11 protein-coding genes are annotated in these 11,224 nt (G+C 60.2%); 4 read left to right on the forward strand and 7 right to left on the reverse strand.

Going from position 1 to position 11,224, the window contains the following annotated elements:
• Nucleotides 1-14 precede the first annotated feature (14 nt).
• On the forward strand, nt 15-713 hold the full coding sequence (locus BLT75_RS12960; RefSeq protein ID WP_093032149.1) for a NapC/NirT family cytochrome c: 699 nt from the start codon (nt 15-17) through the stop codon (nt 711-713).
• Between the two features lie 54 nt (nt 714-767).
• A complete protein-coding gene (locus BLT75_RS12965) occupies nt 768-1,040 on the forward strand; it encodes a hypothetical protein (protein WP_245706512.1) in 273 nt (90 codons plus the stop codon).
• Nucleotides 1,041-1,407: 367 nt separating this feature from the next.
• Here the strand turns inward: BLT75_RS12965 and BLT75_RS12970 are convergent, their stop codons facing one another.
• Nucleotides 1,408-3,180, reverse strand: coding sequence for a sulfatase family protein (locus BLT75_RS12970; protein ID WP_093032152.1), 1,773 nt, complete (start codon nt 3,178-3,180; stop codon nt 1,408-1,410).
• A 60-nt stretch (nt 3,181-3,240) separates the two neighbouring features.
• Nucleotides 3,241-3,666, reverse strand: coding sequence for a fumarylacetoacetate hydrolase family protein (locus BLT75_RS12975; RefSeq protein WP_093032155.1), 426 nt, complete (start codon nt 3,664-3,666; stop codon nt 3,241-3,243).
• Nucleotides 3,667-4,084: 418 nt separating this feature from the next.
• Here BLT75_RS12975 and BLT75_RS12980 point away from each other — a divergent pair, with 418 nt between their 5' ends.
• Nucleotides 4,085-4,756, forward strand: coding sequence for a TetR/AcrR family transcriptional regulator (locus BLT75_RS12980; protein ID WP_093032158.1), 672 nt, complete (start codon nt 4,085-4,087; stop codon nt 4,754-4,756).
• A 368-nt stretch (nt 4,757-5,124) separates the two neighbouring features.
• On the opposite strand, the gene BLT75_RS12985 is transcribed toward BLT75_RS12980, so the two are convergent.
• The 5 genes from BLT75_RS12985 to BLT75_RS13005 all read right to left on the reverse strand — a co-directional run bounded on the left by BLT75_RS12985 (nt 5,125) and on the right by BLT75_RS13005 (nt 10,163).
• Complete coding sequence (locus BLT75_RS12985) at nt 5,125-6,258, reverse strand: DmpA family aminopeptidase (protein WP_093032161.1); 1,134 nt, start codon at nt 6,256-6,258, stop codon at nt 5,125-5,127.
• A gap of 3 nt (nt 6,259-6,261) precedes the next feature.
• The gene (locus BLT75_RS12990; protein ID WP_093032252.1) at nt 6,262-7,101 is read right to left on the reverse strand and encodes an ABC transporter permease; all 840 of its coding nucleotides are present in this window, start codon (nt 7,099-7,101) and stop codon (nt 6,262-6,264) included.
• Nucleotides 7,101-7,988 carry an ABC transporter permease gene (locus tag BLT75_RS12995; protein ID WP_093032164.1) on the reverse strand — a complete coding sequence of 296 codons (888 nt, stop codon included), beginning with the start codon at nt 7,986-7,988 and terminating at the stop codon, nt 7,101-7,103. Before BLT75_RS12995 ends, BLT75_RS12990 begins: the two co-directional genes overlap by 1 nt.
• Nucleotides 7,988-9,055, reverse strand: a complete 1,068-nt coding sequence (locus BLT75_RS13000) for an ABC transporter ATP-binding protein (RefSeq protein WP_093032167.1) — start codon at nt 9,053-9,055, stop codon at nt 7,988-7,990. The genes BLT75_RS12995 and BLT75_RS13000 overlap by 1 nt, the downstream gene beginning before the upstream one ends.
• A 76-nt stretch (nt 9,056-9,131) precedes the next feature.
• Nucleotides 9,132-10,163, reverse strand: coding sequence for a polyamine ABC transporter substrate-binding protein (locus tag BLT75_RS13005; RefSeq protein ID WP_093032170.1), 1,032 nt, complete (start codon nt 10,161-10,163; stop codon nt 9,132-9,134).
• Nucleotides 10,164-10,271: 108 nt separating this feature from the next.
• On the opposite strand from BLT75_RS13005, the gene BLT75_RS13010 reads away from it, so the two are divergent.
• The gene (locus tag BLT75_RS13010; protein ID WP_093032173.1) at nt 10,272-11,117 is read left to right on the forward strand and encodes a MurR/RpiR family transcriptional regulator; all 846 of its coding nucleotides are present in this window, start codon (nt 10,272-10,274) and stop codon (nt 11,115-11,117) included.
• Nucleotides 11,118-11,224 lie beyond the last annotated feature (107 nt).

Genomic DNA, 11,224 nt, shown 5'->3' on the forward strand with positions numbered 1-11,224 from the left:
AGAGGAAAATCACCATGGCTGATCCAAAGGATGAAACGTCCCCCCGCCGCGGCCTGCTGCGTCGCGTCTGGGACGCTTTCTGGAGCCCGACCGGAGTTCTGAGCACGGGGTTTCTGCTGATCGCGGGTTTCCTGGCGGGCATCCTTTTCTGGGGCGGTTTCCACTGGTCTCTGGAACTGACAAACACCGAGGAGTTCTGCACATCGTGTCACACGATGGAAACGAACCTTGGCGAGTACCGCGAAACGGTTCACTACAACAACCACTCTGGTGTTCGGGCGATTTGTTCGGATTGTCACGTGCCGCATGAATGGCAGCACAAGATGAAGGCCAAGATCATGGCCGTGAAAGACGTCTACCACGAACTTCGGGGCACCATTTCGACTCCGGAAAAATACGAGGAGCGTCGTCTGGAAATGGCCTCGGCCGTCTGGAAGAAGATGAAGGCGACCGACAGTCGCGAATGCCGCAACTGCCACGCGTTCGAGTACATGGACTTCACCATCCAGGAGACGCGCGCGGCCGACAATCACCAGAAGGCCATCGATCAGGGCATGACCTGCATCGACTGTCACCAGGGGATCGCGCATGACCTGCCGCCTGACTACCTGGAGGAATACCGGCATGTGGTCGAGACGCTCGCGCAGGGCGAACGCGACCAGTCTGTCGATGTGGCCCAGATCAAGACCTATCTCGGCATCAGTGCCGATTGACCAATTCAGGGCCCGGCGGCCGCCGGGCCCCGCTTTTCGCGGGAGACATCAAAAATGATCAGCTTGCTTGACCTGGTTGGAACCATTGGCGCCAGTGTACTTGGCCTGCCGGGTATTCTGGGCCTGGCCTTGGGGATGACGACGCGTAACTGGATACTGGCCGCCGTGATGGGCGGGATTGTCGGCCTGATAGCCCCGATACTGCTGGGCGGATCACATTCGATGAACGTCACGGTGCCCGTTGCTGAGTATGTCATCGGGATGCTCGTGGGCATCTGCGCCGGTTTCGCCGGAAGCGCGGTCCGGCACAAAGGCGCGAAGGTCTGACCTTCTGGATGTTGCAAACAAGGCCTGCCGGTTGGCAGTCGGAATTTCTGATCGGGGCGGTCAGCCAAATTGGGGTCATGTCAAAGGTGTTCGTGTCAAGGCTGTGGGCTTGACGCGAACGGGCAATGCAACATTTTAGGCGGCTGCCGGGTTTGCCGAAATTCGCAGCCGTTCACTCTTCACTCTCGAACCATTTCAACGAGGGGGGGCGCCGCTGCACTCTGGCAAACGTCAAGCTGATCCGTAACGCCGCCCTCATCGACTGGCGCCAGGTTTGTTCCGGCTAAATCCTGCACTTCCCGGGATATCGAGACCAACTGGAAACTCTCGGACACCGACCTTGCGGGGTCTAAAGGGAAGGGCATGCTCAGAGGTCGGCGCGGTCGACCGTCCAGTCGACCGTCGGGATGTCGGGCAGTTCACGGCCGTCATCGACACCGATCTCGGCCGCGATGATCGCCTCGAGCTTGCCGCTCATCCGCTGGATCAGCTCGGCGTTGCCAACCCGGTCGCGGGCCAGGTTGTTCATCTCGCCCGGGTCCTGCTCAAGGTCGAACAGCTCGACATCGTTCCGGGCGAAGAGTTCATCCAGCGACTTCGGGCTGTGGCGCTCGACTGGTGCGAAGTAGCGCGAGAACTTGTGCCGCCCGTCATAGACGGTGCGCAGCGTACCCCGCTTCTTCATGTCGGGCAGATAGCCTTCGCGCACCATCTGCATGATCGGCTTGCGCCCCAGCGCGCGCGCCTCGGCATTGATGCGGAAGATCTCGGAATCATTGCTGGCCAATCCGCTGTAGGTGAAGAGGACACTGTCACGCACCGTGTCCACCTTTGCCGCTGTGGGATCTGACAGCGCCGGGGAAAAATCGCGCCCCGGCAACTCGCGCCCGGCATGGTCGGCCATCTGGTCGGGCGTGGCGCCCGCCAGCGACAAGATCGAGGGAACGAAATCAATGTGCCCCGTCAGCGAGACGCAATCGCGCCCGCCCTGCACATCGGGATGCACGACATACATCGGCAGGTGCATCGTCTCCTTGTAGGCGAACGGCCCCTTGCCGCGTAGTCCGTGTGCTCCGGCCGCCTCGCCATGGTCGGACGTGAACATGATGATCGTGTTTTCCGAAAGGCCCGTGGCGTCCAGTTCGCGCAGCAGAAGGGAGAGCTGCGCGTCCACCGTCCGGGTCGAGTTGATGTAGAAGTCGTTGAACCGCCGCCAACGCTCCTCCTCCAGAGGGATGTGGCCCAGGATGTAATCCCAGATCTTCAGGAATTCGCCATGCGCCTTGGGGCGGCCCGGCGCATCCAGCGGTTCGTACAGAGAGGCGGCCACCGGCTCGCCCCAGGTGGCGCGATACAGTTCGTGGTCGGGCGCGCGCGCGGCGCGGTTCAGAAGCGCACCGCTGTCCTGTACATTCTCCCCCGGCGCATCGGTGTTGAAATACATGATGTCATGCGGATTCACGAGGCTCACGAACAGCGCCCAGGGCTTCATGTCGTCGTTCAGCGGCCGGCCGTGCCGCCGCAGCCAGGTCACGGCGCTGCCTGCCACGAGGTGATCGAAGTGGAACCCGCCCAACGTGTGCCCGATGATGTCGCCCGGGCCGAAGTAGTCGGCAAAACCATAGGCCTCCATCTCTTCGGTCAGAAGCGAGCGTTCGTTCTTGTCAAAGCCCGGGTCAAGATGCCACTTACCCTTGTAGGCAGTATAGTAGCCCTGCTTGCGCAGCATGTGCCCCAGCGTCGGCACCCTGTCCCCCAGCGCACCTACATACTTCATGTCCGCGTTCTCGAACATGCCATTGTCGACCGTCGACAGACCCGTCAGCATGACCGCGCGAGACGAGGTGCACATCGTCGCCGGACAGTGATGGTTGTGAAACGTCGTGCCGGTGCGCATCAGCCGTTCATGTCCCGGCAAATCGAGGCCAGCGGGCCAGGCGGACCGATAACGTTCCTGGTCGGTAAAGACGAACAGGATGTTGGGCTTGCCCGGATGGGACCGGGACGCCTTGCGGGTGGGCGCGGTTTCGGGGGCGGTTGAGGCGGGACTACCTGCGAGAGTACCGGCCAGCACCGATCCGGTCGCCAGCGCCAGTTTCGCGAATTCCCTTCTGGTCGGCTGAAACTTCTGGTTCGTCATGAGAATAGCTTCCTGTTCCGAGATGTGACGACGGTCGTGGTGTCGTCGTTGAGGTGCGTGTCAGGTTTCAGGCACAACGCGGTTCTCGATGGCGCCAAGACCGTCGACCTCGCAGCGTAGCACGTCGCCGGCCTTGAGCGGGCGGTAGGGTTTGGAACCGAAGCCGATGCCGCCGGGGGTGCCGGTAAAGATCATGTCGCCCGGTTCCAGAGTCATCGCCTGTGACAGATGCGCGATCTGGTCCCAGAGGTCGAAGACAAGGTGCCGGGTGTTGGAGTTCTGCCGTAGCTCGCCATTGCGCCAAGCGCCACATAGCCGAGGTTCAGGGTCTTCGGATTGAAAGGTCTGATGTCTTGGTCCTCCTGCCCATAGTGACGCGTGCGACGAACGGGGCGCACGGAACCGCGATCGCCGTGGTGCTGGTCCACGACCGGCTTCGGTGTAGAAAGTCTGCGGAAAGCCAGAGCATGAAGGCCGGTGCGCGATGGTCGGGGCGCGCCTGTTCCGGGGTCTTCAGTTTCTCATTTCCGCGTTGAATGAGTAAGTCAAAATGACTAATTATTCAACGCGGAAATTTCGGGCCGTGGCAAGGTCCGTCCAATCGCATCAGGGATCTGTTGAAGAGCATGAGAAGTGATCCGAAAGTGGAACCGTCACGAAATCCGACGGCAGGTCACCAGCGGTGCCCTGCCTTGGCGGCGATCGAGCTGGAGTATCAGGGCCAGGCAGGAATGCACCGGGCAGTCGAATTGACCCTGGCGTCCAATGCTTTAGGGTCGGTCAGCGTGAATGGCGTCGCGGCCAAGGGGAATTTTCCGGTTTGCGAAGGAGGGCAATCCCGTGCGTCGGCATCAGGCCGGCCTTGTGCCGACAGGCAGGCTGCGGAAACGAAAGGGTCAGTGCCATGGCGCGCGTGAATCTGGAACGCAGGGCTGAGATCGGTCGTGAAAAGCGGGCGCGGACCCGTGCCGCGATCCTCGGGGCCGCGCGCGCGTGCTACAGCGACCCGGATGGTACGCCGATCACCATCGAATCGGTGACGCAGGCAGCGGGTGTTGCCAAGGGCACATTCTACGTTCACTTTTCCGATCTTGCGGCGTTGGAGGCCGACCTCGGCGATGCCATCATCCTGGAACTGGCCGACCGCCACGAATCCGCGCGCCAGGCGGTGGCCGACCCGCTTGACCGCATGGCAACCGCCGTCGCGATCTTCCTGCGTGACCTTGCAGCCTCACCAGCACAGGCACGGCTGGTTGCCCGCGCGATAGTCGCGTTGCCCGATGTCGCAACGGCCGTACAAGGGCGTCTGAGGGCTGATCTGACCGAGGCACAACTGGCGGGAAGTCTGTCCTTGGCCTCGCTCGATCTGGCGGTCCGAATCGTTGTCGCACTGGTCCAACAAGCCGCTGTGCTGTCCGGTGACGGCAAACTCGGTGCAGATGCAATCCCTGAATTACTTCGCGCCATCCTTCGCGCGCTAGGCTGCACGCCCGAAAAAGCCGCAGAGCGAACTAGGACCGCCATTGGGAATGCAGACCAGTTCGCGCAGCACATCATCGCGCAGAGTGTCCGATGAAGCGATAACGTGACGCGAAAAGACGTCTGTTCGGTGTTGTCAAGGAAACCCGCTCGGGCTTGTCAGGGGAGCCGGTGAAGAATACCGGCTTGAGACGGGCAGGGCGGTATTGTTGCATCGCCTCATCCACAAGATCCCCGTTTCGCTGTTTCAAGAACAGCCTGAAGTTCGTCCGCCTTGTGGCAATGCTGTATATTCGATTTTTGCCTCTCCAAGCCGACACTACTTCAAGCGGAACCTCGCTGCCGTTCTTGCCGAGTGGCGCGGCCTTTGTGCGGTACAAGGGACAGGTCTACCGCCTTTGTGGACACTGGTTCAAATCAAGCGGCCGGCGCCGCCGCGCGCAACATCTGGCCTGAATCGGCAATTCAGGGCCTGTATTTTTCCAAGATCGACTTCAACCGGCTATGGTCAATCGCTTTCCATTCCAAACCCTCGGGCTTGATCAACCGGGTATCTTCAGCGGCCAGCAGCGCATTCAGAATGGCCTCTTCGACCGCATCGACTGCCGCCGCGTAGACCGCTTCGATATAATGATCGCCAAGTGCCTGCATGGTGTTGAACACAGGATGGTCATCCGCCATCATCCGGGGCAGGCCAATGTCGTTTCCGGTGGAAAAGGCCAGCATGATATCTCCCGAATAATGCCCCCCTGGGCTGCCGGTGCGGGCAACGCCCATCGCGCCGCGTTTGGCGAGGCGGTGCAACTGGTTGGGCAGTAGCGGAATATCGGTGCCGATGATCACGATGATCGAGCCCTGCTCCTGCGCCTCAAGTTGTGACAACGGGGCGTCTTCCGGCCATTCCTTGCCCACCGGCACACCGCGTATCATCAAGTCATGGCGGGAGCCGAAATTGGACTGGACCAGAACGCCCACCGTGTAACGATCGCTACCCAGGGTGATCTGGCGCGATGATGTGCCGGTGCCGCCCTTGAATTCATAAGTCATCATACCGGTGCCGCCGCCGACATTACCTTCGGCCACGGGCCCGGAGACGGCACTGGCCAGGGCATCGAGCGCATGTTGTTCGGTGACGTGTCGCCCGCAGATGTCGTTGGCCGGACCGTCATAGGTTTCGGCCACCACCGGCATTGCCCAGCCGTGATCCTCCTTGAAATGGGCCGCGTAGGTGTCGATCATCCAGCCGGTGGCGGCATGGTGCACCATCCCGACCGAGTGGGTGTTGGTAATGCAGATCGGCCCCAGGAAATAACCGGCATCGCGAATCCAGTGCGTGCCCGTCATCTCGCCGTTGCCGTTGAGGTTGAACTGCCCGGCCCAGACCGGGCTCGGGTCGCGGCGATGGCCGCGCGGCAGGATGGCGGTGACACCTGTGCGGATCGGGCCCTTGCCGATTTCCAAGGGGCCGTCGCCTTCGACGATCGTCGTCATGCCGACCGCGACACCGGGAATGTCGGTGATGGCATTGTGCGGGCCAGGGGTGCCGTCGAACGGGATCCCGATATCACGAGCGCGCGGCTTTGTTACTGGGTGTGTCATGTTCTACTCCACGCGTCGCGATCTGAGGTAAAGACCTGCGCCCGCGATGATCAGCGAGGCCAGGATGAGAAGGGTTGCGATTGCGTTGATCTCGGGTTTCACGCCGCGCCGGATCATCGAGAAGATGAACATCGGGAGGGTGGTGCTGTCGGTGCCCGCAATGAAATAGGTGATCACCAGATCGTCCATCGAGATGATGAATGCCAGCATGGCGCCGCCCACCACGCCTGGCATGAGTTGCGGCAACAACACCTTGCGGAACGTGACCCACTCGTTTGCCCCCAGATCGGCGCTGGCTTCTTCCAGCGCAGGGTCGAGCCCGGCCATGCGCGCCTGTACCACTATGAAGACATAGGAAGAAAGAAAGGTGCAGTGGCCGATGATGATGGTCAACAAGCTGAGCTTGAAGCCCAGTGTGATGAAGAAAATCAAAAGCCCGATACCCAGCACGATATCGGGCATCATCATGGGCAGCATCATGACGCCCTGATAGGTGCCGCGAAGACGAAAGCGGTGCCGGGCCATGGCGATGGCGGTGGCGGTGCCGATGGTGGTCGAGATGATCGTGGTGAACGTGGCGACGATCAGCGAGTTCTTGAGTGCATTCAGAAGCTGGTCGGTGGATTCGACGTAGATCGCCGAGGTGCCCTGCGAGGGTGCAACCTCGCGCAAGCCGAAAAGGCCGAGATACCAGTCGAAGGTAAAGCTTTCCCACGACGCCATGTCGAGCACGTTGGAGTTGAACGAAAAGACGATGACGACGACGAGCGGAAGATAGATGAAGCAAAAGAACAGCAGGCTGTAGAGCGTGAGGGTCAGGGGCCAGGGACGGATCTTGCGCATCATACCTCTCCAATGCGCTGACCGGCGCGAACGATTTTGGTGGCATAGATCAGCATCACGGTGAGGACCACGGCCATGATCACCATGCTCAGCGCCGCACCGAAGGGCCAGTTGCGCGCGTCGAGGAATTGCTGTTCCACGAGATTGCCGATCATCAGCCCCTTGGCCCCGCCAAGGACGTCCGGAATGATGAAATTGCCGACCGACGGGATGAATACCAGAACCGAACCGCCGGCGATGCCGGGAAGGGTCTGCGGCAGGATCACCTTGAGAAAAGTCTGCCAGCCGCGCGCGCCCAGATCGCCCGATGCTTCGATCAGCGTCCGATCGAGCCGTTCGACCGAGCTGTAAACAGGCAGGAACATGAACGGGATCATCACGTAGACCATGCCCAACACCACCGCGAAGCGGGTAAACAGCATGTCGAGCGGCGTTTCGATCAGACCGATACCCAGCAGCACATCATTGATGAGTCCCGAAGGTTTCAGGATCACCAGCCAGGCATAGAGCCGAATGATCAGGCTGGTGAAGAATGGCAGCGTGATCAGGAACATGAAGAAAAGCTGCGCACGCTGCGGGAGGCGGCTGACCCAGAACGTGACGGGATAGACCAAGATCAGGCAGGCGATCACGGTAAATGCCGCCATCAGCATCGAACGGAACAGGATTTTCAGGTAGACAGGTTCGTACCATTCGACGACGCCGTCGGCCCAGCCGAATATGCGGCCATAATTCCAGTGATAGAAATTCCATTCTACACCGCCGTACAGGCCTGGTTCGAGAACGGAAAACACCGCAATGATCGCAAGCGGACCAAAGAAGAATACGCCCAGGTAAAGCGTGACCGGAGAGAGCAACCCGAGAAGAAAGAGCCGCTGCCGCCGCATCAAACCGCCTCCGGCATCAGGTGAACATTGGCTGGGTCATAGGTGAGCGCTACGCGCATCCCGGTGTGATAGTCGCGGCCATCATCGCGGGCGGTGACCCGCCAGATGGACCCTCCGACATCAATCAGGAAATGAAGCTCGGACCCAAGATAGATTTCCTGACGTATCGTGCCGGGGATCGCGCCATTGGGTGCGCAATCGGCGGCGGTCAAGCTCAGGTCCGACGGTCGCAAGATCGCCGTGGCCCTGCCCGTACCGCTGTCGGATGGCACGGCAAGGACAAGACCGCCGTCAGTCGTGGCCTTTCCGTCACCTGTCAGCGCGACCGCCACCATGTTCGTCTCGCCAATGAAATCGGCCACGAAACGGGTGGCTGGACGCCGATAAATCTCGCGCGGGCTGCCGATTTGTTCGATTTGGCCTGCCTTCATCACCACGATACGGTCGGACATTGTCAACGCCTCTTCCTGATCGTGGGTGACAAAGACGAAGCTGACTCCGACCTCATCCTGCAGGTTCTTGAGTTCGACCTGCATCTGCTGGCGCAACTGCCGATCAAGTGCTGAAAGGGGCTCGTCCAGAAGAAGTATCCTGGGCCGCGCGATCAGCGAGCGGGCCAGCGCCACCCGTTGCCGTTGGCCACCGGAAAGCTGCGAAGGTTTCCGCGCGCCCATGCCCGAAAGCCCGACCAGGTCCAGCATTTCTCCGGCCCGTTGCATGCGTTCGGATTTGCCAACCCCGGCAACCTCAAGGGAATACGCCACGTTGCGCGCCACGCTCATGTGAGAAAACAGCGCGTAGCTTTGAAACACGGTGTTCACCGGACGGCGGAAGGCCGGGATGCCGCGCATATCGGCACCTTCGAGGTGGATCGCGCCGCCGTCGAGTTCTTCGAATCCTGCTATGGCGCGCAAGAGTGTGGTCTTGCCACAACCCGAAGGACCCAGAAGCGTGACGAACTCATTGGCGCCGACGTCCAGATTGACCCCGTCGAGCGCGTTGACCGTGCCGCCCTCGGGGGTGGCATAGGTTCTTCGGGCATCGCGTATTTGAAGGATCGGCTGCATCCATCCTCACAGGTTTTCGGGTTGAGGTTTGTCCGGGCGCCCCCTCTCGGTGTGCCGCCCGGTGAAGGGGTCACGCTTACTCTGCCGTGCGGATCGTGTTCCAGGCGCGGTCATAGGCCTTGAGCGCCTTGCCCAAGTCCTCGAACATCTGCAACCGCGTCATCGTGGCGGCGGGTACGTTGATGTTCGGGTCCATCATGATCGCATCTGCCAGCATCGCCCGCGCCGGCACGTTGACCGACCCGTTGAACTGCTGGTTGGTGTTCATCACCGAAATCTCGGGGCGCAACATGAACTCCATGAACTTGCGCGCTGCTTCCTTGTTGGGCGCGCTTTCCAGAACGCACATCGCCTCTTCATACATGGTCGCGCCCTCGGACGGGATCACATATTGCAGATTGTCGTCTTCCGTGATCGCCCCGGCGAGACCGACAAAGAATTGGCCCGCTGCCACGTCACCGGACAGAAACAGGCCGGGAAAGGCATAGGTGAAGGCCGACACGTCGCCCTTGCGTTCGATCAGCCAGTCGGTGGCGGCCTTGATCTCGGCGGGGTCGGTGGAATTGACCGAGGCACCGGTTGCCATCAGACCGATGCCGAGCACTTCGCGCATGTCATCAAGGAGCGTGATCTTGTTTCCGGTCTTGCCAGGGATGGCGAAGAACTCTTCCCAGCTGGTGATATCGCCACCGGATTTTTCGCGATTATAGAAGATGCCGACCGTGCCCCAGCCATAGGGCATGCAATAGTCGCCGTTCGGATCGTTGGCCGCACGCAGGAAGTCCGTGTCGATATTGCCCCAGTCCGCGGCCTGGTTGATGTCGGTCTTGGCCAGAAGGTTCAGGTTCAGCATGATATCGACCATGTGAATCGACGGAAAGACAATGTCGTACCCTGTCGCACCAGCCTGGATCTTGGCCAGCATCTCCTCGTTCGAAGAATAGGTATCAAGACCGACCTCAATGCCCGTTTCCTCGGTGAATTTGGCCAGGATTTCGGGATTGATGTAGTCGCCCCAATTATAGAGCCTTAATTCTTCAGCCTGTGCCGCACCGGCCAATAGGCCGATTGCCGTCAGACTGGTAGCGACGATCTTGGTGAATAGCATGAGCGTTCTCCCTACTTGCCCGATAGCGATTCGGAGCGTTTTCTGTCGAAAGCGTTGCACACATCCAGCAAAAAAATTAGCAAATGGTGGGAATGTTAGGAATCTATCATGAATAATCCCGTGACCGAGATCATCCGGTCGAACATGCCGCGCCTGACCAAGTCCGAGGAACGCATCGCACGCTATATCCTGAACAACGAGGCGCAAATCGGTCTGGAAACCGGAGCCTCGCTGGCCGCCGCGACGCAGGTCAGCGAGATCACCGTGAGCCGGTTCCTGTACAAACTCGGTTTTCGCGGCATCCGCGACCTGAAAGAGCAACTCAAGCTTACCAGGACGGAAACCCTGATTGAAAGCACCGAACGAGTCATGCGGTTGCTCTCGGGCAGCGACAGCGCGATGATCGAGGGGGAAAGCCAAGCGATCCGGAAATTGTCCAGCCAGATTGCCCGTCCCGAATGGCAACAAATGGCAACCCGGCTATCCGATGCGGACCGGATATTCGTGACGGGTTTTCAGACAGTGAAGGGCATGGCCGAGGATTTTGCACGCAGGCTTGGCGTCGTGCGGGACGCCGTGCGCTTCATCGCCGTGAATGAAGGGGGACTGGTCGAATGGGCGCCGCCGGCGGAATCCATCGAAGGCTTGAAGAACCTGTTGGTCCTAATCGACATCATGCCCTATGCGCGCGAGGCCGAGCTAACCTGCAAGATCGCCCGCCGTCGTGGGTTTGACGTCGTGGTTTTCACCGACGAATACAACAACTGGGCCTACAGCCACACCGATCTGGTGTTTCATGCCGAGTCGAAGACCGGCTTGTTTCTGGAGTCGACGGCATCGCTGAACTCGATCCTGAATTTCGTGGTGCATGCCGTTGCCGAGCGTAACCCAGAACGGGCGCGGGCACGGATCGACAACTGGATGGTGATGACAAAAGAACTGGACATGTTTTGACCGCCGGTATCGGTTTGCGCCCGGTTTCCTGTTCCGACGACCGCTTTGCGTGACTTTCATGCATTCGCGCCAAGCGCAGCATTCGACAAGTCGGTCCCAATGCAGAC

It is taken from the genome of Ruegeria marina, assembly GCF_900101475.1.
Classification (GTDB): domain Bacteria; phylum Pseudomonadota; class Alphaproteobacteria; order Rhodobacterales; family Rhodobacteraceae; genus Ruegeria_B; species Ruegeria_B marina.

Coding starts and splice junctions, on each gene's coding strand:
- BLT75_RS12960 (WP_093032149.1), top strand. CDS start 15: ATGGCTGATCCAAAGGATGAAACGTCCCCCCGCCGCGGCCTGCTGCGT.
- BLT75_RS12965 (WP_245706512.1), top strand. CDS start 768: ATGATCAGCTTGCTTGACCTGGTTGGAACCATTGGCGCCAGTGTACTT.
- BLT75_RS12970 (WP_093032152.1), bottom strand. CDS start 3,180: ATGACGAACCAGAAGTTTCAGCCGACCAGAAGGGAATTCGCGAAACTG.
- BLT75_RS12980 (WP_093032158.1), top strand. CDS start 4,085: ATGGCGCGCGTGAATCTGGAACGCAGGGCTGAGATCGGTCGTGAAAAG.
- BLT75_RS12985 (WP_093032161.1), bottom strand. CDS start 6,258: ATGACACACCCAGTAACAAAGCCGCGCGCTCGTGATATCGGGATCCCG.
- BLT75_RS12990 (WP_093032252.1), bottom strand. CDS start 7,101: ATGCGCAAGATCCGTCCCTGGCCCCTGACCCTCACGCTCTACAGCCTG.
- BLT75_RS12995 (WP_093032164.1), bottom strand. CDS start 7,988: ATGCGGCGGCAGCGGCTCTTTCTTCTCGGGTTGCTCTCTCCGGTCACG.
- BLT75_RS13000 (WP_093032167.1), bottom strand. CDS start 9,055: ATGCAGCCGATCCTTCAAATACGCGATGCCCGAAGAACCTATGCCACC.
- BLT75_RS13005 (WP_093032170.1), bottom strand. CDS start 10,163: ATGCTATTCACCAAGATCGTCGCTACCAGTCTGACGGCAATCGGCCTA.
- BLT75_RS13010 (WP_093032173.1), top strand. CDS start 10,272: ATGAATAATCCCGTGACCGAGATCATCCGGTCGAACATGCCGCGCCTG.